The organism is Comamonas testosteroni (genome assembly GCF_000761245.1).
Classification (GTDB): domain Bacteria; phylum Pseudomonadota; class Gammaproteobacteria; order Burkholderiales; family Burkholderiaceae_C; genus Comamonas; species Comamonas testosteroni_C.
The window spans coordinates 1-24,141 of sequence record NZ_AWOR01000070.1 but is presented as its reverse complement, the minus strand read 5'-3'; the positions used below and the strand labels follow the sequence as shown (position 1 = coordinate 24,141).

The window sequence follows — 24,141 nt, the reverse complement described above, 5'->3', positions numbered from 1 at the left end:
TGAGCGCTGTGTTGTATTGCTTCCAGTTGGTAATGCGGTAGCGGGATTTGGACTGCGGGGATTGACTCATCATCCGAGGCTACCTGACCCTAGTCGGCGATTTGTGCAACAACGCCTAGTGTTTTAAAAATGAGTTTAAAAATATTTTGGCGGTTCTAATAAGCATTTCTTTGTCTCCATAAACTCTTTCCATGATTGCTAAGCCTCTCGTAAATGTTATTACGACACGAGCTGCATCTGAAGGGCTTGCACTTGTGTATTTGGAAATATTATTTTCCTGAAAAAAATTCTCAAGAAGCTGGTTAAGTGAATCCAATAATGACTTCAGTTCATCCCTGATTTGTGATTTTTCAATGCTTCCATCCGCTGCTGTTTTAGTAGTCAAACAGCCTCGTGCTGGAGATCCAATAGTCATATTGTTTATTAACAATAGAAAATATTTTTCAAGAGATCCTGGTATATCACTGCCTGTTAAACATTCGCGCGTTGATTTTATTAGGTTGTTTGAGTAAACATTAAAAGACAAAATGAAAATTGAGTCCTTATCTCCGTATGAATTATAAAGTGACCCTCTTTGTACTCCAGATGCCTCTGCAATATCTTTCATAGTCGTTGCTTCAAAACCATTTCTCCAGAATAGATCCAACGATGTATGAAGCAGTCTAGATTCATCGAATTGCCGTACTCCAGCCATACCAACCTCCAGGAATCATGCAATTAGTGAAAACCATTGTTTTACACGCGTGTCAAACTTGACACAATTGTCAAACATTGGGCAGCCCGTACTTTGAAGCTGCTTGCAACAGCCCCAAAGTGTTTTCCCGTAACCAAAGGAGATGATATGCAAAACATGAACCTTGACAAAGAGGCCCTCGCTTCCCTTGTTGCCGTAGTAGGTACTACATACGTTCAGGGCGGCATTACGCGCACTGTACTAGAGCGTACTGAATACCCTGAAAACTACACGATCAACTTCAACCTGATCGAAGTTCCCAATGGTTGCAGCGCCAACCCTCACACACACCCAGGGCTTGAAATCACTTATGTGCTCGATGGCGAGTTCGATCTTGTCACTGAGGGTAAGCCTGATCGACGTTTCAAAAAAGGAATGTCATACATGGTTGCTGACAGTGAAGTTCATTTCGCCCGTGTAGTTAGTGATATTCCGATGAAGCTTCTTTGCGTATTTATCAACGAAAAAAATAAACCTGTTGCAAAAGTAATGGGTGCTGCAGAAAAGCGATAAACGTAAATGAATGCTATCAATCTTCTTTGATAGCATTTTAAAATTTCACTCGACAAAATAGCATGACTACTGAATATACTAAGTTCAAACCCTATACGCGTCAGTCTATTAAAGATTCGCCCCAATGGTCATTGCTCTCTATTGAGCAAAAGGACTGGATTGATGTCGTTTCGCGTGTTATGCCTTTTAGAGTGAATCAATATATTTTAGATGAGTTGATCGACTGGAATAATATACCTAACGATCCGATTTATAGGCTTACATTTCCTCATCAGGATATGCTCAAGCATGATGAGTATGCTGAATTATATGATTTTATAAAAAATAAGGATGAGGACAACGCGAACAGACTCGTGCAAAAAATTCGCATGAGAATGAATCCCCATCCTGCAGGTCAAATGACACACAATGTCCCATCCGTGAATGGGAAACCCTTAAATGGGATTCAACACAAATACCGAGAAACTGTTCTTTTCTTCCCTAAAGCAGGACAGTCCTGTCATGCCTATTGCACATTCTGCTTCCGATGGCCTCAGTTCGTAGGAATGGAAGAGCTAAAGTTTGATGCACATGATGCCTCCGAACTATATGAATATCTAAAAATTCATAAAGATGTGACAGATGTTCTGATAACCGGGGGCGACCCAATGGTTATGAACTCAAGAGCATTAGAAGCTTACATTGACACACTTCTGTCGCCAGAACTAGAGCACATTCATAATATTAGAATCGGGACAAAATCAGTTTCATACTGGCCGCAGAGATACGTTTCAGATAAGGATTCAGATGATTTAATGCGTCTCTTTGAGAAAGTTGTGAAGGCCGGAAAGAACTTGTCCATTATGGGGCATTACAATCATCCACGAGAAATAAAGACTGATATAGCGCAAAAAGCGGTTCGCCGCATTACATCTACTGGAGCAACGTTACGGATTCAAGCCCCTGTAATTAAGCACATTAATGAAAACCCAAATGATTGGGCTGAATTATGGACTACTGGGGTCAGACTTGGTGCAGTACCTTATTACATGTTCGTGGAACGTGATACAGGCCCAAGTCATTATTTTGAGATGCCACTTTGCAAAGCTTATGAAATTTTTCAGCAGGCTTACAAACAGATTTCAGGTTTGGCGAGGACAGTCCGTGGCCCATCAATGAGTGCACATCCTGGTAAGGTTGTTATTGATGGGATTACTGAAATTGCAGGCGAAAAGGTATTTGCGTTGCAGTTTCTACAGGCAAGAAATGCAAATAATGTTCGCAAGCCTTTTTATGCAAAATTTGATGAAAATGCCACTTGGTTCGACCAATTAGTTCCGGCATTCGGTCAAAAGAAATTTTTCTTCGAGGAAGATACTTCTACTTCTACTTCTACTTCTACTTTTACTTTTACGACGAATGAGCGAAAAATAATAAATTTATTTAACGAAGTTGAAGTTCAAAGTTAATTTGAAAAAATGTATTAATAATATGTACGAAGTGTACGCATTGCGATATGCAACCCATGATGCGAGAAGTGCGTCAGAAAATTTCATTTTTGATGATTTTCATGATGACGAGAATATGCCTCTTGATTTTTATTCATGGGTAATAAAAAAAGATAAATCAATAATTCTGGTTGATACTGGTTTCGATCAAGAAACGGCAAAAAAGCGAGGAAGGCACTATTTTGGATCGCCAACTGTAATGCTTTCAGACCTTGGTATTTCACCAGAAGAAGTCACTGACATAGTTATTACACACATGCACTATGATCATTGCGGGAATATTAAGGATTTCCCTAATGCGAAGTTCCATATTCAAGATGCCGAAATGGAATACTGTACTGGAAGATGCATGTGTCATGCTTCATTGAGGAAGCCATTTGAGCAAAAGGATGTAATTGAAGCAATCAAATGCCTCTTTGAGGATCGGTTAATTTTTCATAAAGGGGATTACACCCTTTGTACAGGAGTCAATGTACATCTTGTTGGCGGCCATACTAGAGGGCTTCAAATTGTTGAAGTTTTAACCTCTAGAGGGAATTTGGTTCTTGCGAGTGATGCTGCTCATTATTGGAAAAATATTGTCTATAAAAGTCCATTTCCAATAGTATTGGATGTTGGAGACATGCTTGATGCTCATATAAAGATAGAGAGTTTAGTTGGAAATAAAAATAGGATAATTCCTGGTCATGATCCATTAGTAAATAAATTTTTTCCAAAAAATATTAAAAATCAAAACATTTTAAATCTTCACGAAGAACCAATTTTGGAGGTTGAGTTATGATCAGTATTTCTATAATTGGATGCGGTCCTCGTGGGCTTAGTATTCTTGAGAAACTATCGAGTGTTCTTAAAAATCACCCAGCAAATTTTCAAATTAACATCATTGATCCGGGTAAGCCCGGTGAAGGTTCTCATCCTTCAAATCAACCAAGCCATCTAGTTACAAATACTGTTTCCTCTCAGGTCGGTATTTTTGATGTGGCTTCAGAATTCGCAAAAGGAGCAGGAGAATCACTTACTTCTTGGGCTATTTATTCTGGATATAAAAAGGTTGATGAAATATATTGTAAAACAACAAATAAGACGGCTGTTCCTATCACAGATGTTGATCACCTACCAAGAAGTTTGCTTGGTGAATACTTGTCTTGGGGATATTCAAAGATAGTTGATTCATTTCCTGAAAATGTAACTATTGTAGAACATAGGAAGGTAGCTGTTGATATTGATCAGCTAAGTCAATCGAATCTAAGGATCAGATTTGATGATGAATCAAATATCGAAACGAACTATATATTCTTGACAATTGGACATGGTACAAGGAAAAATACTAGTGCTGATTATGAGTTCTTGAATTTCGCAAATAATCAGTTAAACAAAAACTCGAATTTAGCGTACTTCAACTCTCCATACCCTGTCAAAAAGCTAGATGTAATAGATAAGAGTTCTATCGTTGCCATACAGGGGCTAGGATTAACTGCGTACGATGTTATATCGCAATTAACTATTGGTAGAGGTGGTAAATTCCAAGAAAAGCCCGATTCTAAAGAACTGATATATATCCCTTCTGGCTTAGAGCCAAAGTTGATACTTCAATCAAGAAACTGCTTACCATTTTCCTCTAGAGGGATTAATCAGAAGGGTATAGCAGGGAAGCATGTTGCAAAGTTTTTCACCCCAGACGCTGTTAGAGGAATTATTCAAAGAAAAGGAAGGTGTGGAAAGATAAATTTTGAAAATGATATTCTAACATTAATAAAAAAAGAAATGTCTTATGCATTTAGGCTATGCTCTGATATTAATATAGACATCAATAAATTTGAGCCTACAACTGATGAGTTGGAAATTATAGAAAATACACTATATCCATTGAAAGGGAAGACGTTCAATGGGTTTGATGATTTTCGATGCTACTTTATTTCTTCAGTCAGAAATGATCTTGATGAGGCCGAGAAGGGTAACTTGACTAGCGGCATCAAAGCCGCAACTGATGTGTTGCGTGACGTCCGAGAAGCGTTGAGAATATCGGTAGAGTTCTCGCAACTTGAGCCTGAGTCACACGAATCATACATCAATGACTTTGTATCGGTAACAAATAGAATATCTTTCGGTCCTCCTAAAAGAAGGAATTACGAATTACTTGCTCTTTTTGATGCAGGCTTAATTAATCTCGCAGGTGGTCCAAATTCAAAAATTTTCTGTAATAGGAGTGATGGTTCATTTGAAATTTCATCAAACTTCGGAGATCAATCTCACATTTCAAAGGCTGATGTCTTAATAATATCCAGGCTCGACCCGTATTCTCCAATTACAGATTCTTCAACTCTTAGTAAAAATATCTACGAAAAGGGAATTATCAGAGAATACAAAAATGAGTTTTATCACCCATCGGGCCTAGAAATTGATAGAAACTGTCGTGTTATTGGTAAAGACGGAATTTCTCAATCAAATATTTGGGCGATTGGATATATTGTGGAAGGACAGCATTTTTACACACATGCTTTGCCACGCCCAGGAATGAATTCGAGATTCACAGATGACGCCAAAAATGCTATCTCCTCTCTGAATGAAATGATAAGTCAGAAGCAGCAGGGTAATGAGCTTGTGAATTTATACGAAGAGGCATAATCTTCTTAATTTTCTCACATTAAAGGTGGTGCGAATGGCTAATGCTACGACGTATGCTTCAGAGAAGCCGATCACAACTGCAATCTTACTTTCCCTGGCCGCAGCAATTGCATTGGGTATGACAAGATTCTCATATGGTATGCTTCTGCCGCCAATGCGGAAAGATTTAGATTGGACATATTTTGTAGCTGGATCGATGAATACCGCCAATGCTATTGGTTATTTCATCGGTGCCATCACAGCACCATACTTTCTAAAGAGGTTTGGCGTAGCTAAGGGGGTAATTTTATCGTCTTTAACTGCGAGTTGCTTGATGTTTATAGCTGGCAATATTATTGGAACTGAAATTCTATTGGTTCAAAGACTATTAGCTGGAATATCAAGCTCATATATATTCATTTCTGGTGGTATTTTGGCAGCAAGACTTGGATCGCAACATCCCGATAAATCAGGATTTTTGCTTGGCATCTATTACGGAGGAACTGGTATAGGTATAGCAGTCTCTGCCCTTGTTGTTCCAGAAATTCAGATGCTTACATCTAGCTATGAACTAAAGCACTCTTGGCAATATTCGTGGATTTTCTTAGGTGTATTGTGCTTAATCTCTTCTATTCTAATTATTATTCCTGCAAATAAAGTTGGTGATATTGTTGGAACTAGTTCTAAAACGAATAAATTCAAGTTTTCAGATTTTAGGTTCTCATTATTTGGATATATGTTATTTGGAGCTGGCTATATTGGCTACATGACCTTCGTGATTGCTCTACTCAAGGAGCAAGGAGTATCATCTTCAAATATTACTCTATTCTATTCATTACTCGGTCTTTCTGTGATTGCATCATCTAGAGTTTGGTCCCCAATGTTAGATAAGTTTAGGGGAGGGCAATCCCTCGCTATTCTAAACTTTCTTCTCTCATTATTTTGCTTGCTCCCAGTTTTGTCATTAAACATGTCGGCAGTCCTCTTCTCTGGTATCGGATTCGGCGGCATCTTCTTATCCGTAGTCGCGTCAACTACTGCACTTGTTAAGCATAATTTGCCGCAATCTGCGTGGTCATCTGGAATTAGTGCTTTTACAGCTGCGTTTGCAGCTGGGCAAATCGTGGGACCTACTCTTGTTGGTTGGATTTCTGATGGCCCAGGCGGTTTGGAACGAGGGTTATTAATATCAGCAATTCTTCTCCTCTTAGCATCGATTATTTCTTTTCCCCAGAAGGAGTTGAAATTATGAAAAATCAGTCCTATACCATGCTCTACAGCCTCTCTGATAATTTTCTTAGAATCTGGTATTTTATTTATAATGGATGATCTTTTGGTCATCGCCAAAAGTTAATCTATTAACTCGTTAATTTTAATTGAAGTGGGAGTATAAATTATGTCCAATGTAATTGGAGGCTGCCTTTGTGGAAAGATAAATTACTCAATATCCTCCACATTAAAGAACTTGTTAATTTGCCATTGCGACCACTGCAAGAAGATATCCGGATCTGCGTTTTCATTAAACTTTATCGTGAAAGAGGAAGACATAAAGCTAGATGGTGAACCTAAGGTGTATACCGACGCTGGCGATAGCGGGAATCCTGTTTATCGAAGCTTCTGTTCTGACTGTGGTTCACCTCTTTTTGCAAGAATTAATTCTGCACCCAATAGGGTCGTGCTGAAGGCTGGAACGTTGTCAGATATAACGGCATATAAACCTGTTGCTGAAATTTATTGCTCAAAGTCGTTGAACTGGTTACCAGAGATGCCTGGCACTGCAAAAAAAGAGACGGCTTAGAGCGGCTAACACCACTGGTCCACGAAGCGTGCACAGATGATTGCAGCGGCCAGTTTCAGCAATGCGTCGTGGACATCTAACGGCCTTTCATAGCGGATGCTCAGCCTGCCAAAGCTTGCAAACCATCCGTGTGTTCTCTCCACGACCCAGCGATGCTTGCCCAACCTTTCGCTGCTTACGATGCCTTGCCTGGCAAACCAATAAAGCTATCTACTGCGCCAAATGAGCCCTCAAACCCGAGGTCAGACCTTGGCTGCAGCGGCGACGGCGTTGAGCGTCAAGAACTCCGTGGGCGAACTGCAGGGCGCTGCCCAGGCGCTGGGCAGCGGCGATCCCTCCAAGACTGCCTCCATTTCCGTCAGCCTGGGCTCCAGCAAAAGCCAGAGCAACACGGCACAAACCAGCGACGGCGCACGTGGCAGCACCGTCAAGGCCGGCGGCAATGTCAACATCCTTGCCCAAGGGGCGGGGGCGGACAGCTCCATTCTGGTTCGCGGATCGGATATCACTGCCGGCCAGGACGCCACCTTGGCCGCAGAAGGCGATATCCGTCTGAGAATATGGCCAGCCGCAGCCGCAGCCGCAGCCGCAGCCGCAGCCGCAGCCGCAGCCGCAGCCGCAGCCGCAGCCGCAGCTCCAGCTCCAGCTCCAGCTCCGGCTGCATCGGCGTGAGCGTGGGGCGTTGCTGCATGAGCCAGTCCATCAAGCCCTGCTACCGAACCACCAACTGGAAACAGTACAACGCAGCCCTTAAAGCCCGTGGTTCGTTGATGGTTTGGCTGGATAAGCGCATGGCTTGGTTTGCCGCAGCCAGCGACAAACGCGGGCGCAGCCCGAAGTTCTCGGATGCAGCGGTTCAGTTTTAAGAGGTGCCATGCCCATCACCCCCCCCCCGAAAGAACGCCCGTGTGCGCAAAGGCTGTGCCCTTGTGTACCGCAATGCGGTGGTCGCCGCATGCCGGCGTTTGGGTCGAAGGATATGGAAAGTGTGGAGCGATTACCACCGACGAAGCGTGGTGGAGATCAAAATGAATTGCATCAAACGGCTGGGCGAGGGGTCATGTCCAGAACCTTTGAATGCCAAGTCAATGAGCTGCATATCAGTGCAGCGATCTTGAATCGATTCACTGAACTGGGCCGCCCGCAAATGGTGGCTGTGGCATAGCCACGTCTGGGGTCATGGGAAGTTTGGCCCGGCACTGATTTATGCAACAGCGACGTTTTATACCGTGCTCACCGAAACTCAAAGTGTTCTCTGTGCAGTTGCCAGGAATCCGCTGGAAGCGATTGCTTGAGGGCCAGCTCCAATTGCTTGCCCATGGCTGCAGGGCCACAGAACCACACTCGCAATGGCTTGTTGGCCTGATAACGTTGAAGCACCTCTTTGGGCGTCCAGCGATGGCCGTCGGCAAAGATATCCAGATGCACATCGGGATGAAGCGCCGCAGCCTCTTCCAGAGCGCGAGCAAGAGGGTCAGCCGCATGCTGACAGGCGTATTGCAGCCAGGCCTGTGGGGCATGGCCGTCATGGTGTAGTTGGCCTAGCCACGATAGAAAGGGAGTCGCGCCAACGCCGGCGCCAACCCATACGTGCACGGCACCATCGTCGTGATCCGGAGGCACAAAGCGGCCATAAGGACCGTCCAGCTCCACAACGATGCCGGGCTGCAGACGCTCGGGCAGGCTACGAGTCCAGTCGCCCAGTTGTTTGATGTGAAAACGCACGACATGATCTTGCTGGTCCGCATCGGACAGCGTGAACGGGTGCGCCTCTTGCTCCCCTGCCAGGCGCAAAAAGGCGAATTGCCCCGCAGCATGGCCTGGCCAGGAATCATCCATACGACATTGCACCTCCAGCACATCGCCGAGCTGCATGCATGACAGTACGGTGCCCGCATGGGGATAGCGCGACCGCAGGTCACGCACCAGTTGCGTCACGGCGGCGACGACGCCGAGGGCCATTGTCAACGCCAGCAGCCAGCCGCCCACACCACTCCAATACCCAGGAGGAGTCAGCACGATGCCATGGAACACCAGTATCAGATATGCCAGAGGCATGAATCGATGAAACCAGTACCAGCGCTTGTAGGGAACTGCGCGACGAGCCAGCGTAATGACCAGCATCAGGATCAATGCATAAAAGGTCCATTCGCCCAAGGTTTTGGCATAGGGCTTTAGGAGGCTGACCCACTCGGGCGCAGGCACCTTGGCCAGCCTGCCAGTGCTGCCAATGGCCGTCGTGATGAGCGGCTTGGACTGCTTGGCCAGCCAATGCGCCAAGCTCAACGCAATGGCAATGATGCCCAGCCACTTATGCAAACGGTAGGCCTTATCCATGCCACCCAAAGGCGACTCCACCCACCGAGGGCGCAAGGCAAGGGCCATGATGGCAGTCATGGCTCCCAAAGCCAAAATACCGGTAAGCAGCATGCCTTCCTGCCGCATCACCCACAGCAGATCACCAGGTGGTGACGGTGAGAGCCAAAAAGCCTCCACTGCCCAAATCACAAAGAAAGAAGCAAGGACAAGAAGAATGGAACGGCGCAAGACAGCACTCCAGTTTGCTCGACGGCCGACAAAACCAGAGTGCATACGCAGACTCACGTAGTAGCTCTGGATGGTTCACCGCAGGCGACTTCAGCACATTCGAGCTTGTTCAATACTGATCAAGGTAAGGCTAGCATGGTGCTGGACAGACGTTCTACATTCCCAACAGATTCGCAGAGCATTGTTGCGGTATGTCTAGAAACGATAAGGATTACCTCTGGCTGCGCGATAAAGCCAAGGCCGCTGTGGGGAGCGTGCCATGAGCAAGACTCCATCGCAGCACGCGCCAGCATCGGGGCCTTGCTGGTCTTGACCGGCTACAAGGTGAGTGCCAATGCCATCAAGGCCAAGGCCGCCAGCTACATGCGCCGCTGAGAGGCCGATATCAAGCAGTACGAGGCCGGCAGCAACATCAGCTTGCAAACAGCCAAGCTCAATGCCGATGTGGCGATCCAGGGCAATGCCGTTCGCCTGGATGCGGCCGGCCTCACGACTTCGGCACAGCGTGTGGCCAGCGCCTGGAGCATGGTGTCGGCTTTGGCTGGAATCTCTGGTGGCGTCAGCTGGGGCTACAGCGGATCGCTGGATCAGTGAAGAAGCTCTGCGAGCGACCCATAGTGGACTCGGACTGCGCTGACGACGTCCAATAAAAAACCCGCCTTGGCGGGTTCTTGAGTCAACAGTTGCCTTTCTTGGCCTGTCCAGGGGGGCAGCCATGTGGATGGGGCTTCCTGTATCCATCGTCGTAGTAGCCACCTGGGTAGACGACACAGCCGCTCAACAGCAATGCAGCGGTGATCATTGACAGCACTTTTTTCACGTGGGTTCCTTTTTATCCATTGTTTGTGACCGAAGCGCTCCTAGAGGCCATGAGAAGGGTTGTCTAGTTTTCAAAGAGCCAGCTGTGTCGCTCCGTCGCGGACACCATTAGCCCCGCACTGCTGATTGCTAGTCACGATGCCCCAGGATGATCAGAACCACACCACTGAGAAGCAGCAAGATAGCCAAAGCTATCCACAGTTCAAGGTACGCAATACTGCCCTGTGCATCTAAAACGAATCCAGCTGCACTCGAAAGTGCGGCACTGACTACCAGCAACGGTCCAAATTTGCTGCGCAGCATGTTTTCATTTCTCTATCAATGAGCCGGATAAGTGCGGTCGGTCTTGGCATCTCAGTAGTGATTGATTGCGGGTGGCTGGTATCTCTAATACCTACTCACTCAGTCATGCTCTATTTTCTGCGATGACTGAGGACTATTTGAGCCGGTTCCAATGGCTTTGTTACCGAAGGTAGAGCATGATTGGGGCGACTCAGAGGCTTGCTTGAACGATTGCTTCAACGTGTCGTAACACTGAGCTCAAGGGCACTTCTGGCATTGCGCTGTCTTTAATTTCAAAAAGGCATCGTATGGCCATGTTGCGCGGATTTCGGCCTGCCAAGGCCCTGTGCTGGACCGGTTGGGGTTTAGTTGCTGCAGGGTTGGCAGCGTGTGGCGGCGGTGGCGGCGGCGATAGCACCCCACAGCAAGGCACGCTCAAGCTGGCGGTTACCGACGCTCCGGCGTGTGGCTACGACCATATCACCAGCAGCGCGTGCTGGATGAAAAGCAAGAGCTGGACATCAGTATCGCCAGGCTGGACGAGTTCATTCAGCGCAATGCCCTGTTTCGCCAACCGGGGAGCGATGAGCAGTCCCGCATGCGCCGCCAGCTCGACGTAATGCGCGAGTACGCAGTGATCCTGGGCGAGCACATCTCTGCTTTCCAAGCCTACTGGTCTGCTGCGGGCAATGAGCTTGCGGCTTCCTCAATAGCCTTCGACCAACGGCATTTGCGTCCCATCGACCGCACCACATTGCTGATGAGCAGTCCGCATTAGCCAATCCATAGCAGTGACAGACCTGCTCCTGTCACCATAGAGGCTAGTCCCAGACTGACTCGTGTTCCATATTTGCTCCCGCCGACGGCGAACGCCAGTACGGATTTGGCGATTGCGCTGGAAGCAAGAATCACAACCAACCCCCACTGAGCGGTGGACAGAGGCAAACTACCTGACGCAAAAAGCTGCCCTAAGCTAGCAGCAGCGGCATGCAGTTCGGCCAAAGCTGCAAATGCCGCCGCGACCAGTACGCCAGTGCTGCCAAAGACATGCTGGAGCCATGCACCCAAAACTAACATCAGCGCAATGGTGCCGGCAATGAGCAATGCAGTTGAAAGCTTGAATACCCGTTCGGTCTCAAATTCAGTTTGCGTGGCAGTTTTTTGTCGATTCAGCAATCCTGTGGCAGCAGCCAACACAAGGCAGAGAGTTGCAACGAGTAGAGGGAGTGCCATAGACAGCATCAGAGTTATGGATGTTGTCGAGAGAATCGCTATGAACAGGCATAGCGAGGCCAACTGAGCCAGCATTGCACTGCCGAAGGCTTGCGCTTGCTGATGTTCGTCTGACTTGGCCAAGTTGCCAAGGCTGGCGATAGCCGCAGTAGATGACACAAACCCAGAAAAGAATCCGGTAACAGGCAGTCCCCAATGTGGCCCGAGCACTCGAGTAAGTATGTGTCCAAGCATACCGACAGCCATGAACAGCACAACCACTTTCCAAAGGGCTGCGAGGCTTAGTACACCCCATGGATCTACAGGCGCTTGCGGCAAAAGTGGCATCACGATCAGCGCTGCAGCGCCCAGCAGAAGGCCATCCCTCAATTCATTCTCTCTGAGTAACTCACGACTCCAGCGTTGTATGGGACCTTTTGAATGCACCAGCAAGGCGCAAAGAATGCCCAGAGCTGCAGTCAAGGTGGGGCTCTTGTGCGATAGGGCGCCCAGAGTTAATGAGAAAAGTAGAGTTACTTCACTGGTCAAGCCTGGGTCATTGGGGGCTGAGTGCCAGTAGGCGGCAACGGTTAGTGCACCGACCAACAGAAGTACAACGGCAAAGGGCAGCACGCCTAACCACCAGGCGGCGCAGCCAAGCAACGCTGCTATGGCATGGGTACGAGTTCCAGCGATGCTTTCTTGTTCTTTCCCGCGACGCTCGCTAACGAGACCGATAAGCAGACCGCAGCCTAAGGAGACTACCCAATGATCGACACCAGCCCAACTCAGCTGCATAAGTCTCAACCCCTCGATCTGAGTAAGGCTCCTTTGCTTGAGAGAGCTGCAGCCTTAGCTACTGCTACACAGCATAGTCGAGCATGAGACGACGTTGCAAGCAGGAAGAGTTGGCTCCTAAAACGCACAGGAGCCAAGGCCGTGCGCTCCCTTAGTAGCCTTCAACCAAGGGCATTTCCATCCCATCGACTGCAATCATCACACCCGTGGTGTTGAGGTCGATTTCAATTGGGACACCCCACATCTCATTGGGCTTGCCGAAGGAGTTGACGATGTTGAACTGCCGCAGCTCTTCCGGCGGCATCTTGATCAGCTTGGGGTAGGCGTTGTTGTGAGCCTTCCAGTGCCTCAGGAAGGTTTGGCAAACACGCTTGTGGACTGTGTGGATCGGAGATTCATCGGTCATGGCCGGATTGTCTCAGAGCAGGGCGCGGCTCTGGGGCGTATGACTGGGAGCGGCCAGAGGCAGTCGTCCGGCGCGTGGCCGCGAGCGATCTGTCGCCGAACGGCAGACTTGATGGGGCAGCGCCACAAACCTGAGGTACCCGTTAGCAGTCGTTCGCGTCGGCCAGCAATCGACCCGTTGCTGTCGTTCGAGCTGATACCGGCAATGTCTGCTGTGCAGCGATTGCCGCTGCTCGTAGCCGCAACGCTTCCTAACGGTCACCACCCCATACCAGCCATCCGAGCATCGACGCGGGCGACTACCCAATGACGGGTTTCAGGTGTGCAACGGACAGCGACTATCAAGTGCTGGCAGGTAGGTCGCTGGATGTCCGCTGTAACGTCGTGAGAACAGGAGCTCGCGACCCATTTCCGTCATTCACCCACTCAAAATAGATTGCGAAAAGCAGTCACTTGCCCGATGACTCTGTCGCTGGAATAGCCGACTTCCTAGTGACTCACTTTCAATACATTGATTAACGCCTTGAGTCCCGCAGACACTTGGCGTTGACTGGGGTAGTAGAGATAGAGTCCATCGTACTGCCCGCTCCAATCATCGAGGCAGCGAATCAGCGCGCCGCTTTCAAGATGGTGAGCTACTCGGTTCTCCAACACATAAGCTAGGCCGCAAGCCTGCAAAGCCGCCTCTACCATCAGCTCCTGACCATCCAGCGTCAGTGGGCCATCAACCTCAACCTCCAGCACTTCGCCCCCTTGATCAAATCGCCAGTTGAGGATGGCGCCACTGGGAAAGCGATAGCGAATGCAGTCGTGCTGCTTCAAGTCGGCGGGTGTCAGCGGTAGCTGGCGGCCTTTCAGATAGTCCGGCGACCCTACCACGGCAAAACGGAAGTTGGACTTGATACGCACCGCGACCATTTCTTGCATCAGGCGCTCGCCAAAGCGGATGCCGGCATCAAAACCTTCTTCCACGATGTCTATCAATCGGTCGGTCGCCACGATGTCCAGCCGCAAACCGGGGTTCTTTGCCAGCAGCGGGCCCATCACCCCGTGCAGCACAAAAGGGGCAATCGAGTTGGGAAGGTTGATTCGCACCGTACCAAAAGGGGTATCGCGAAAGGCGTTGAGCCCGTCCAAGGCTTGTCCTATCTGGCTGAACGCCGGCTTCAGATCGTTGAGAAAGCGTTCCCCCGCGTCGGTCAAAGCAACGCTGCGGGTGGTGCGGTGAAACAGGCGCACGCCGACCCGCAGTTCCAGTTTGCGGATGGCATGGCTCACGGCCGAAGGCGCAATGCCTCGCTCGACTGCCGCCTTGCTGAAACTGCGCAGCTGAGCCACGGCCAGAAAGATAGTCAACTCGGCGAGTTCAGATCCTTGCATTCATATATCTCATTCACAAACGTGATCAATATTGTGCTCTTTATTTGATGAGTTGATTTCTCCAAAATCAGGACTCCCAAGCCAAGCTGCAGCCCGGACAGGCTTAACCCTGACTGTCGGTTGCAAAGCAACCCTCCTTACCTTGATTTAGAGATCTTCCATGACAAATACTTCCACCATGCGCGCCCTGATTCTTGACGACTACGAGACCGCGCAATTTCGCTCAACTCGAATCGACAAGCCCATCGCAGGCCCTGGCGAGGTTCTCGTACGTATCCAGGCCTCTGGCGTTAACCCCATCGATTACAAGATTCGCACCGGTCAAGCGCCCTATGCCATGCCGGAGCTGCCTGCGGTGCTGGGCACTGACTTGGCTGGTGTGGTCGAAGCGATGGGTGAAGGCGTCACCGACTTCGCGGTCGGCGATGAAGTTTATGGATTGACTGGCGGAGTACGCGGCCTGCAAGGCTCGCTGGCCGAGTTTGCTGCCGTGGATGCCCGCCTGCTGGCACCAAAGCCCAAGAACCTGTCGATGCGCGAAGCAGCTGCTCTGCCGCTAGTGGCACTAACCGCATGGGAGGGCTTAGTGGATTGCGCCAAGGTACGAGCTGGACAGAAGGTGTTGGTACAGGGGGGGGCCGGAGGCGTCGGACATTTGGTGGTTCAGCTTGCATTGGTCCATGGTGCTGAGGTCTATGCAACAGTGCGCGGTAAAGGTGCGGAAACCGTACGCCTTCTGGGCGCTACGCCTATCGATATCACTACTACGTCGGTGTCCGACTATGTCGCCGAACACACCGGCGGCAAAGGCTTTGACATTATTTACGACACCATCGGCGGTTCCGCACTCGACTCTGCGTTTGAGGCCATTGCCCATTACGGCCACATCGCCAGCTGCGCCGCGTTTGGAGAGCATTCGCTGGCCACGGGCTCGCTGCGCTGCTCGATCCTGTCGGGAATCTTCGTGCTTCTGCCAATGCTCACGGGTGAGCGCCGAGCACACCACGGCGAAGTCCTGCGGAAATTGACCAAGCTCGTGGAGGCAGGCCGCGTCGCAGCCATCGTCGATGCGCGTCGCTTTAATCTCGAGAGCGCCATGGCCGCGCATGCTCTGGTCGAGCAAGGTGGCGCCCAGGTAAAGGTCGTAATCGACGTGGAGGCTTAGGCACCATGAAACACATCGTCCGCTTCCACGCGCTCGGTAGACCCGATGTCTTGCAATTCCTAAAGAGCACGACAACACAGCGCTGGGTGTGAACGACGTGTGCATCCGTTCAGGGCCACAGGCATGATTAATTGAGGCCATATGCGCCGAGGACACGGTGGAGATGCCGTCAGCGTCATCAAGACTACGGATCTGGCCTCTACGGTATGGCCGTAATGCCAGCCCGTTTCGTCGCGCTCAAGCAATAGGCGCTGAGCCTCTAACAGGCGGGCAAGCGCTTCATTCTTTAATGCCTATACATGTGTTGTATAGAAGTGGTCTTCAGCGCGTCACTCGAAAGCAGCCAATCGTAATGGGCTGCTTCTGGACGTGAGCTCCATTTCACTCGTGACCCCGAAAGCAGTCACTGGATGTTTTAACGTTCAAATTGATCGTCTGCTTTGGGGGCTCATGGCCGACCGCGCACTCCCGGCCAAAAGCAGCCTCAAGAGCCATAGAGTGAAGTGTCTGCTCTAGGCGACATTAGATCTAGGAGGCTGGGCGAACGCCCCGTTGTCTGGCGTTGTTCTGCATTCGGTGTCTCATGGCGCGCGCTTGTGATCTCTCGTGCGAACTGATGCGGCTGTCTTCAACTCATTCCACAGGGCTTGACCGGCATTCGTAAGTGAAGTGTCCCGTCGCCTGACTAGCGCAATAGTTCGATGAATGGCGGGATCTTCTAGAGGGATACAAATGTTGTTCTGCGTTAGAGCGCCCATGAGGCTGGGAATGACAGCGATGAAATCGCCCTGTTCCAGATAACCAATCATCGATGAGAGTTGGTCAACTTCATGAAACCAGGGCAAAGGTATGCGCTCTGACTGGAGGATGGGGTCGATTTGCCTGCGCGATGATCCATTGGGGTTGAAGCTAACCACCCTGTGCTGCGACAACTCGCGCCAACTAATCGATTTGCGTCGGGCGAGCTTGTGCTTTCGGGAGCAGACGAGCATGTAGCGGTCCTGGCCGATCTCCTCACTCACCAACTCGGAAGTTGGGCCTGAAATTGTAGTCAAGCCGAATTCGACTTCGCGCATCAGCACTGCATCTAGCACCTGAACGCCATTGCCGTCCCGTAGGGCAACTTGGATGTTTGGGAACGATGCATGAACGCTGGCGAGGGCCTGCGGAAACAACGTGTGTGAGAGAGACGCGAAACAAGCAACCACGATCTTGCCTTCCAGACCCGATACAAGGCGATGCGTGTCTTCCATACACGCATCCAGCGATTCCAAAAGGGTGGATAGGCGTGCATGGAATTTCACTCCAACGGGCGTTAGTGCCACTGTCCGAGTCGTGCGATCAAGAAGTCTGCCGCCTAATGCGTCCTCCAACTTGGCGATCCTTCGGCTAAGGGCGGACGGTGTGATGGCCAGTGCATCTGCGGTGCGAGTGAACTGCCCAAGCTCTGCCAATAGCGCGAATGCGCGCAGGTCTTCTAAATCTGCATTAATTCTCATAACTCAATAATAGGTCACTTCTTTTCAATTGACGCACTAATTCTCACGAATGAAGATAGAACACTTCCAACACGTGTGATTGGTTTGCATGAGAAATGAGTCAGTACAGCTCAAACTGGTTCGAAGCTTTTTTGTTGGCGGAAAAGTGCATGCACTGAACGATCTGCCTATACAGAAGCGACGTATCGCAATGGGTGCTTCACCAAGGAACGTTGATCCGAACGGCGACCACATGGCTGGACAAATGTATGTGCAGCACTTTGCTCTCAGCCAACCCACTTCGCCTTTGCCAGTACTCATGTGGCATGGTGGAGGAATGACCGGCAGCCACTGGGAAAGCACTCCCGATGGTCGCCCAGGATGGTTATGGCGTTTCCTCCAACAAGGCTACGACGTTTTTGTGTCGGATGCAGTTGAGCGAGGGCGCTCTTCATGGGCGATGTTCCCAGAAATCTTTAGCGAGCCGCCCTTGTTTCGTTCAAGAAACGAAGGTTGGCACATGTTCAGACTGGGGCCTGTTGGTGGATATGCCACTGATGCCAGCAAACGTGTCGCATTTCCGAACTCACAGTTTCCGACGGATGCCTTTAATGAGTTCTCCAAGCAATGGGTGCCGCGATGGGCGGGGCACGAGGAACTGACGCTGGCAGCGTACAGCGAGCTGATTGAACGCGTTGGCCCCTGCATCGTTGTCGCACACAGTCAAGGAGGAGGCTTCGCAGTCGCGGTTGCACAGAAGCACCCCGATTTGGTGAAAGCCGTTGTAGTCATCGAACCAGCGGGGATGCCTGCTTTCAACGGATTCCCGTCTTGTCCACATTTGGCGCTATGGGGTGACCACATCGAAGGACATCCAGTCTGGCCGGGGTATCGAGCACTAGCAGATCGCTACTGGGAAGCAGCCAACCGCGAAGGTTTCACCTTTGATTGCATTGATCTACCCAACATGGGGATTTCCGGCAATTCTCATTTCCCAATGTCTGATCGCAACAGCGACCAAGTTTCTGAACTCATTTTTCAATGGCTTGCGACCATGAGGCTTTCTAACTAATCAACAAAGGAGACAACTATGAATTCTCGTTTCGACCATCTGCGCAGAGCTCTGCTGCTCTTAGCTGTCGGATCTGGTCTGGGATTTTCTGCTTATGCTCAAGATAAGTACCCCGTGCGACCAATCAAGCTGGTGATCCCGTATGCGCCAGGAGGCTCCCTGGATCCCATTGGCCGAGTTCTTGCAGATGAAATGGCCAAGAAGCTAGGTCAACCCGTCGTGGTCGACAACGTTCCAGGTGCAAATGGTATGTTGGGTGCATCCAAGGTACTCTCGTCGTCTGCAGACGGCTATACGCTCTTGCTTGGTATCACGTCGAATGTAACGTTGGCACCTCTGGTAACGCCGAATGCCAAGTACAAAAGTTCTGACTTCGACGCGCTAAATATGGTTGGCACCAGTGGTTTGGTGCTCGTGACCCGTCCGGATCTTCCCGTCAAATCGCTTAGTGACTTGATCAAATTGGCAAAAGGCAAACCTGGCACATTGAGCTACGGTGTGCCAGGTGCAGGGTCTCTTTACCACTTGGCGATGGAGATCTTCAATCTAAAGACCGGCGCGAATATCACGTTGATTCCTTACAAGGGCGCAGGTCAAGCGAGTGTTGACGTGATTGGTGGACAGCTGGATATGGCGCTTCTCGGATTGCCCGCAATGTTGGGTTTTATTGAGTCCAACAAGATGAAGGCACTTGCTGTGATGAGCAAGAGCCGTGATATTGGAAACAAGAATATTCCGGCCGCATCGGAGACTCCAGGCCTTATGGATTTGGACTACAGCATTTGGACTGGGGTTTTTGCCCCGAAGGGAACGCCTGTCCACATCAAGACCAAACTGCACAGCACAATTAACCAGATACTGGCGAACCCTTCTATCGCTGCTCAGTACGAAAAGATGGGGGTTGAGGTTGCCAAACCCCAAAGCATGGAGGCATTCAGCAAGTTCATTGAGAACGACACCGCAAAACTTCAGCGCGAAGTGAAAGCTACCAACTTAAAGCTTGAGTGATTAGCGCCTGAGGGGCTCACGTGGAGTGCTCTAAGGTTGTTTCGAGCACTCCATTGACGCCACTGAATGTGTGACCGAACTGCATGTAGCAGTCGTTCATTTCCGAAATAGGAAAGGCCGCTTAGGGTCGTCATGAACCCGTCACGGCGCGCAGAAGCTGTCCTTCGTGCCTGTATGCGGTGAACTGCGCAATCGGGCGCCGGTTCCAAGGGGAAAGCGGCCTTTCAGGACTGACGGCGTTCACCGGCTGACGTCGGCAATTGCCTCCGTTCAGGCACTGGATCCTGAATGACTCAGATCAGCCTGAAGCCGACTTCTGTTTCCTAGGTCGTCTTTGCAGCTGCTCGTCGCCGCATCGCAATCTATCGGTCACTGACTCATAGCAGCCATCAGAGCAGTGATGCCGACGATTGCCCAATGCCGGGTTTCAGGTGTGCAGCGGACAGCTACCATCAAGTGGAGGGAGCTAGGTCACTGGATGTCCGCTGTCACATCGAACGAGCAGGAGCTTGCGACCCATTGCAGCCTTTCGCAGGCTGTCGCCCTAGGTCTGCTTTGCAGCGATTGCTGCCGATCCTAGACGAGACTTCGACGACTGCTTTGGGGCCAGAAGCTGACGCCTATTCAAGGGCAGTATCGGAGACAGTAGCTGACACTCGACAGCGATGCGGAATTACTCCTCGTCGTGCATGGCGTTATTTGCACCGTCCTATGTTGAAGTGGAAGCTAGGCAATCGTCCATGCCCACGGATTGATGGGCTATCTCACTACCTTCCGTGTGATCTTCTGAGTGGGCAAGAAAAGTCATCATTAAAACGCATAGCTGACCGCAATGTGTGCATTGGCGTTGATGGACTCTGATGGAGATACTTTTCAGGCGAGCCTCACCCCGCTGTTTTAGCAAATTTGGCAGTGTGGCTCTAAATAAAAAGCTTGTTAATACAGCGCTATAGATGCGCGCATAACAAAGCTCCAGAGACAACCCGTTCCTGATAAGGACCTGTATGAAAGACATTCGCAAGACGATGGACGAAGGTTCCATGACGTCATTTCAATGGCTGGCCGTCAGCATATGCATTTTGCTCATCATGCTCGATGGCTTCGATGTGCTCGTGATGGCCTTTACTGCGTCATCGGTTGCGGCCGAATGGAAGCTCAATGGCGCTCAGCTGGGCGTTTTGTTCAGTGCCGGGCTGATTGGTATGGCCATTGGATCGCTGTTCGTCGCTCCCATAGCCGATAGACGCGGTCGCCAGCCTGTCATCGTGCTGTGCCTCGTTGTGGTTTCGGTTGGGATGCTGATGTCAGCCATGGCTCGAAGCTATATCGAGCTGGCAGCCCTGCGGGCCATCACCGGCGTCGGCATCGGCGGCATGCTGGCGAGCGTGGGGGTCATCACTTCCGAGTTTTCGTCCCAGAAGTGGCGCAGCACTGCGATTGCGCTGCAAGCCACCGGCTATCCCATTGGTGCGACTTTGGGGGGGCTCATGGCTGCCTGGCTGCTGACACATTACGGTTGGCGCTCGGTCTTCGTTTTTGGCGGCCTGACGACAGCTCTGATGCTTCCCATTGTTTTGTGGCGTTTGCCCGAGTCGGTGGACTTTTTGCTTAGCCGCCGTCCGGCTGGCGCGTTGGAGAAGCTCAATCGTTTGATGGCGTTTATGGGTCATGCTTCGCTGTCGCAATTGCCGGCTCCGACTGCTGGCGATTCCGTTCAAGGCAACACTGTGGCAGCACTGTTCAAAAATGGCTTGGCACGTCCCACTTTGATGCTGTGGGCTGGCTTTTTCCTGCTCATGTTCAGTGTTTATTTTTCGCTGAGTTGGACGCCAAAGCTGCTGGTGCAGGCGGGGTTGTCGGCTCAGCAGGGTGTGACGGGTGGCGTATTGCTCAACCTGGGGGGCATCGCCGGCGGTAGCTTGTTTGGTCTGCTTGCCGTGAAGGCGAAGTTGCGCAATCTGGCGATTGGCAGCCTGCTGCTCAATGCGCTGTTTACAGCCTTGTTCGGCCTGGCTTCGACCAGCCTTGCGTGGGCATTTGCTGCTGCAGTCGGTGTAGGTATTTTCCTGTTTGCATCGATGGCTGGCCTCTATGGCCTGGTGCCTGCCACCTATCCCGCTCAGGTCCGCGCCACCGGCATGGGCTGGGCCATCGGTATTGGTCGCATTGGCGCCATTGTGGCGCCAACCATGGCGGGGCTGCTGCTGGATGGCGGCTGGCAGCCTGCCTCGCTCTACTACGTCTTCGCTTTGCCTCTGGTTGTCGCTGCGCTGGCTGTTTTTGCCACGGGCGCGGGCCGAGTCGCGGTTCTTCGGGGTTCGGTGGCTGCGGCGCACTGATTTCCCAAGCATGTATTTCCCCACTGTATTGATAACGACCCAGTTATGTTTTTGCTGAACACTTGGTATGTCGCCTGCAAGGCCGATGAAATCCCACAAGACAAGCCCTTGGGCCGCACCATCTGCAATGAGCGCATGGCTTTTTACCGAGGCCCGCAGGGTGTTGCTGCCGTTGAAGACTTTTGCCCTCATCGCGGTGCACCTCTATCGCTAGGTTTTGTTTGTGAAGGAAAGCTGATCTGTGGCTACCATGGACTGGAGATGGGCTGCGAGGGCAAGACCATCGCCATGCCCGGCCAACGCGTCCGCGGGTTTCCGGAAATCCGCAGCTTTCCTGTCGCGGAGCGCTATGGCTTTGTTTGGGTCTGGCCGGGCAACAAGCTGGAGGCCGATCCCAAGCTGATTCCCGAGCTGCACTGGGCTGACAATCCGCAATGGGCCTACGGCGGTGGTTACTACCACATCAAGGCCAGTCATTTGCTCATGATCGACAACCTCATGGATCTGACGCACGAGACCTATGTGCATGCCAGCTCCATCGGGCAAAAGGAAATCGACGAGACGCCTTGCACGACCAAGGTCGAGGGCGATCATGTCACCACCAGCCGCTTCATGGAAGGCTTGCCTGAGGCGCCTCCTTTCTGGCGCATGGCATTGCGCGGCAACGGCCTGCCCGATGACCAGCCTGTGGACCGTTGGCAGATATGCCATTTCGAGCCGCCCAGCCATGTGATGATCGAGGTGGGCGTGGCTCTGGCCGGGCATGGCGGTCATGGTGCACCGGCAGACAAAAAGGTTTCGTCCATCGTTGTGGACTTTATTACCCCGGAAACCGAAACCACTCACCATTATTTCTGGGGTATGGCCCGCCAGTTCAAGCCACAGGATGCGGCTTTGACGGCCTCTATCCGTGAGGGGCAGGGCAAGGTCTTCAGCGAGGACACCGAGGTGCTGGAGCTGCAGCAGGAAAACTTGATTCGCTGGCCTGACCGCAAATTGCTGCTGCTCAACATTGATGCAGGTGGTGTTCAGTCCCGCCGCGTCATTGAGCGCTTGCTGGCGCGTGAGCGTGCGGAGGCTGCATGACCGTCGGCAGTTCTTTGCAGGTTCGAGTCGCGAGGCGCACTCTAGAGGCACAGGACATCTGTGGCCTTGAGCTGGTGGCTATCGATGGCGGTACCTTGCCGTCTTTTGCGGCTGGATCACATATAGACGTGTACCTTCCCGGCGGAATCGTTCGTCAATATTCGCTGTGCAACGATCCTTCGGAAAGTCATCGTTACCAGATCGCCGTGTTGCGCGATCCAGCCTCACGTGGTGGTTCATCGGCTGTGCACGAAACTGTGGCCGAAGGCGATGTGCTGCAGATCAGCGCGCCTCGAAATCATTTCGCGCTGGAACCTGATGCGCCGCACCACTTGCTCCTAGCCGGCGGCATAGGCGTGACGCCCATCCTGTGCATGGCGGAGCGACTTTCAGTACTTGGCGCATCCTTTCGCATGCACTACGCAGGTCGTTCCAGGCAGCGCATGGCTTTTCAGCAGCGTATTGCGGCCTCTGCCTTCGCTGATCGGGTGCAACTGCACTTTGACGATGGCAATGCTTCGCAGCGCTTGAACATAGAAGCCGTGCTTGCCGACGCTGCGCCGGACACGCATCTCTACGTTTGTGGTCCTCAGGGCTTTATCGACGCAGTGCTGGAAGTTGCGCGCCAGCAGCGCTGGAGCGAGAAGCGATTGCATTGGGAGTTCTTTGCGGCCGCCAATGCGGGCCCGCGCGGCGAAGACACTGCTTTCGAGGTGCAGCTCGCGAGCTCGGGACGAGTCGTTCCTGTCGCTGCGGGGCAGAGTGTGACGCAGGCGTTGCTGGAGGCGGGCGTGGAGGTCATGGTTTCATGTGAGCAGGGGGTCTGCGGAACCTGCCTGACTCGGGTTCTGTCGGGGCAGGTTGACCACCGAGATGCCTACTTGACGGATGAGGAACAAGCGGCTAACGATCAGTTCACCCCCTGCTGCTCAAGGGCTCACTGTGAACGACTGGTACTGGATCTTTGAGTCCGCAGGGACGTTTTTATGGCATTGAACAAACCTTATCTTGATGTGCCTGGGACCACGGTGTTTGACGCCGAGCAGTCCCGCAAGGGCTATTGGCTCAACCAGTTCTGCATGAGTCTGATGAAGGCTGAGAACCGTGAGCGCTTTCGCGCCAACGAGCGTGCCTATCTCGACGAGTGGGCGATGACCGAGGAGCAGAAGCAGTCCGTGCTGGCGCGCGACCTCAATCGCTGCATCGCACTGGGCGGGAATATTTACTTCCTGGTGAAGATAGGCGCCACCGACGGCATCAGCGTACAGAACATGGTGTCGACTATGACGGGTATGAGCGAAGAAGACTACCGTCAGATGATGCTTTCGGGTGGGCGCGGCATAGAGGGCAACAGATTCCTCCATGAAACAGGGAGGCAAGCTTGATGGCACGCATCACCGCATCCGTTTTCACCT

At 51.3% G+C, this 24,141-nt stretch carries 23 protein-coding genes and 2 pseudogenes; 18 read left to right on the top strand and 7 right to left on the bottom strand.

Annotated elements, in window-relative coordinates; translation table 11 throughout:
* Positions 1 to 115: 115 nt before the first annotated feature.
* The gene (locus P353_RS28520; protein ID WP_080750638.1) at positions 116 to 694 is read right to left on the bottom strand and encodes a TetR/AcrR family transcriptional regulator; all 579 of its coding nucleotides are present in this window, start codon (positions 692 to 694) and stop codon (positions 116 to 118) included.
* 147 nt (positions 695 to 841) lie between these two features.
* On the opposite strand from P353_RS28520, the gene P353_RS21640 reads away from it, so the two are divergent.
* The 6 genes from P353_RS21640 to P353_RS30370 all read left to right on the top strand — a co-directional run bounded on the left by P353_RS21640 (position 842) and on the right by P353_RS30370 (position 7,135).
* A complete protein-coding gene (locus P353_RS21640; protein ID WP_080750637.1) occupies positions 842 to 1,246 on the top strand; it encodes a cupin domain-containing protein in 405 nt (134 codons plus the stop codon).
* A 62-nt stretch (positions 1,247 to 1,308) separates the two neighbouring features.
* Positions 1,309 to 2,694 (top strand): KamA family radical SAM protein, encoded by a 1,386-nt coding sequence (locus tag P353_RS28515; RefSeq protein ID WP_232776788.1) that lies wholly within the window; start codon positions 1,309 to 1,311, stop codon positions 2,692 to 2,694.
* 22 nt (positions 2,695 to 2,716) lie between these two features.
* On the top strand, positions 2,717 to 3,514 hold the full coding sequence (locus tag P353_RS28510; RefSeq protein ID WP_080750636.1) for an N-acyl homoserine lactonase family protein: 798 nt from the start codon (positions 2,717 to 2,719) through the stop codon (positions 3,512 to 3,514).
* The gene (locus P353_RS28505; protein ID WP_080750635.1) at positions 3,511 to 5,358 is read left to right on the top strand and encodes an FAD/NAD(P)-binding protein; all 1,848 of its coding nucleotides are present in this window, start codon (positions 3,511 to 3,513) and stop codon (positions 5,356 to 5,358) included. Before P353_RS28510 ends, P353_RS28505 begins: the two co-directional genes overlap by 4 nt.
* Before the next feature lie 34 nt (positions 5,359 to 5,392).
* A complete protein-coding gene (locus P353_RS28500) occupies positions 5,393 to 6,589 on the top strand; it encodes a YbfB/YjiJ family MFS transporter (protein WP_080750634.1) in 1,197 nt (398 codons plus the stop codon).
* 144 nt (positions 6,590 to 6,733) lie between these two features.
* Positions 6,734 to 7,135: a GFA family protein gene (locus P353_RS30370; protein WP_080750633.1), complete on the top strand. Its 402-nt coding sequence runs from the start codon at positions 6,734 to 6,736 to the stop codon at positions 7,133 to 7,135.
* A gap of 5 nt (positions 7,136 to 7,140) precedes the next feature.
* Here the strand turns inward: P353_RS30370 and P353_RS28490 are convergent.
* Positions 7,141 to 7,329 (bottom strand): annotated as a pseudogene (locus P353_RS28490) (transposase); the annotation flags it as partial.
* A 28-nt stretch (positions 7,330 to 7,357) separates the two neighbouring features.
* On the opposite strand from P353_RS28490, the gene P353_RS21625 reads away from it, so the two are divergent.
* On the top strand, positions 7,358 to 7,807 hold the full coding sequence (locus P353_RS21625; protein ID WP_080750632.1) for a hemagglutinin repeat-containing protein: 450 nt from the start codon (positions 7,358 to 7,360) through the stop codon (positions 7,805 to 7,807).
* A gap of 17 nt (positions 7,808 to 7,824) precedes the next feature.
* A pseudogene (locus P353_RS28485) lies at positions 7,825 to 8,300 on the top strand (transposase).
* A gap of 68 nt (positions 8,301 to 8,368) precedes the next feature.
* Here the strand turns inward: P353_RS28485 and P353_RS21610 are convergent.
* Positions 8,369 to 9,565 (bottom strand): ferric reductase-like transmembrane domain-containing protein, encoded by a 1,197-nt coding sequence (locus tag P353_RS21610; RefSeq protein WP_269799975.1) that lies wholly within the window; start codon positions 9,563 to 9,565, stop codon positions 8,369 to 8,371.
* Positions 9,566 to 9,817: 252 nt separating this feature from the next.
* On the opposite strand from P353_RS21610, the gene P353_RS21605 reads away from it, so the two are divergent.
* The 3 genes from P353_RS21605 to P353_RS30040 all read left to right on the top strand — a co-directional run bounded on the left by P353_RS21605 (position 9,818) and on the right by P353_RS30040 (position 11,561).
* Positions 9,818 to 10,057, top strand: a complete 240-nt coding sequence (locus P353_RS21605) for a hypothetical protein (protein WP_034374394.1) — start codon at positions 9,818 to 9,820, stop codon at positions 10,055 to 10,057.
* A 42-nt stretch (positions 10,058 to 10,099) separates the two neighbouring features.
* A complete protein-coding gene (locus P353_RS29335; protein WP_155500184.1) occupies positions 10,100 to 10,276 on the top strand; it encodes a hypothetical protein in 177 nt (58 codons plus the stop codon).
* Positions 10,277 to 11,246: 970 nt separating this feature from the next.
* On the top strand, positions 11,247 to 11,561 hold the full coding sequence (locus P353_RS30040) for a crAss001_48 related protein (protein WP_232776793.1): 315 nt from the start codon (positions 11,247 to 11,249) through the stop codon (positions 11,559 to 11,561).
* Here P353_RS30040 and P353_RS21595 read toward each other — a convergent pair.
* The 3 genes from P353_RS21595 to P353_RS21585 form a co-directional block, all read right to left on the bottom strand.
* Positions 11,558 to 12,478: an MgtC/SapB family protein gene (locus P353_RS21595; RefSeq protein WP_232776782.1), complete on the bottom strand. Its 921-nt coding sequence runs from the start codon at positions 12,476 to 12,478 to the stop codon at positions 11,558 to 11,560. The two genes, P353_RS30040 and P353_RS21595, sit on opposite strands and share 4 nt — an antisense overlap.
* Before the next feature lie 466 nt (positions 12,479 to 12,944).
* Positions 12,945 to 13,199, bottom strand: coding sequence for a hypothetical protein (locus tag P353_RS21590; protein WP_034374389.1), 255 nt, complete (start codon positions 13,197 to 13,199; stop codon positions 12,945 to 12,947).
* A gap of 488 nt (positions 13,200 to 13,687) precedes the next feature.
* Positions 13,688 to 14,578 (bottom strand): LysR family transcriptional regulator, encoded by an 891-nt coding sequence (locus tag P353_RS21585; protein WP_034374387.1) that lies wholly within the window; start codon positions 14,576 to 14,578, stop codon positions 13,688 to 13,690.
* A gap of 160 nt (positions 14,579 to 14,738) precedes the next feature.
* Between P353_RS21585 and P353_RS21580 the strand changes: the two genes are divergently transcribed.
* Positions 14,739 to 15,743 (top strand): zinc-dependent alcohol dehydrogenase family protein, encoded by a 1,005-nt coding sequence (locus tag P353_RS21580; protein WP_034374386.1) that lies wholly within the window; start codon positions 14,739 to 14,741, stop codon positions 15,741 to 15,743.
* Between the two features lie 581 nt (positions 15,744 to 16,324).
* Here the strand turns inward: P353_RS21580 and P353_RS21575 are convergent.
* Positions 16,325 to 17,242: a LysR family transcriptional regulator gene (locus P353_RS21575; RefSeq protein WP_052084968.1), complete on the bottom strand. Its 918-nt coding sequence runs from the start codon at positions 17,240 to 17,242 to the stop codon at positions 16,325 to 16,327.
* Positions 17,243 to 17,330: 88 nt separating this feature from the next.
* On the opposite strand from P353_RS21575, the gene P353_RS21570 reads away from it, so the two are divergent.
* The 6 genes from P353_RS21570 to ligA all read left to right on the top strand — a co-directional run bounded on the left by P353_RS21570 (position 17,331) and on the right by ligA (position 24,111).
* Entirely contained in the window at positions 17,331 to 18,293 is a 963-nt protein-coding gene (locus P353_RS21570; protein ID WP_034374383.1) for an alpha/beta fold hydrolase, read from the top strand.
* A gap of 18 nt (positions 18,294 to 18,311) precedes the next feature.
* Positions 18,312 to 19,301 (top strand): Bug family tripartite tricarboxylate transporter substrate binding protein, encoded by a 990-nt coding sequence (locus P353_RS21565; protein WP_034374380.1) that lies wholly within the window; start codon positions 18,312 to 18,314, stop codon positions 19,299 to 19,301.
* Positions 19,302 to 20,305: 1,004 nt separating this feature from the next.
* Positions 20,306 to 21,640, top strand: coding sequence for an MFS transporter (locus tag P353_RS21560; protein WP_034374378.1), 1,335 nt, complete (start codon positions 20,306 to 20,308; stop codon positions 21,638 to 21,640).
* Between the two features lie 45 nt (positions 21,641 to 21,685).
* The gene (locus tag P353_RS21555) at positions 21,686 to 22,726 is read left to right on the top strand and encodes an aromatic ring-hydroxylating oxygenase subunit alpha (RefSeq protein ID WP_034374375.1); all 1,041 of its coding nucleotides are present in this window, start codon (positions 21,686 to 21,688) and stop codon (positions 22,724 to 22,726) included.
* Complete coding sequence (locus tag P353_RS21550; protein WP_034374373.1) at positions 22,723 to 23,694, top strand: PDR/VanB family oxidoreductase; 972 nt, start codon at positions 22,723 to 22,725, stop codon at positions 23,692 to 23,694. The genes P353_RS21555 and P353_RS21550 overlap by 4 nt, the downstream gene beginning before the upstream one ends.
* 18 nt (positions 23,695 to 23,712) lie before the next feature.
* Complete coding sequence (gene ligA, locus P353_RS21545) at positions 23,713 to 24,111, top strand: protocatechuate 4,5-dioxygenase subunit alpha (RefSeq protein WP_034374370.1); 399 nt, start codon at positions 23,713 to 23,715, stop codon at positions 24,109 to 24,111.
* Positions 24,112 to 24,141 lie beyond the last annotated feature (30 nt).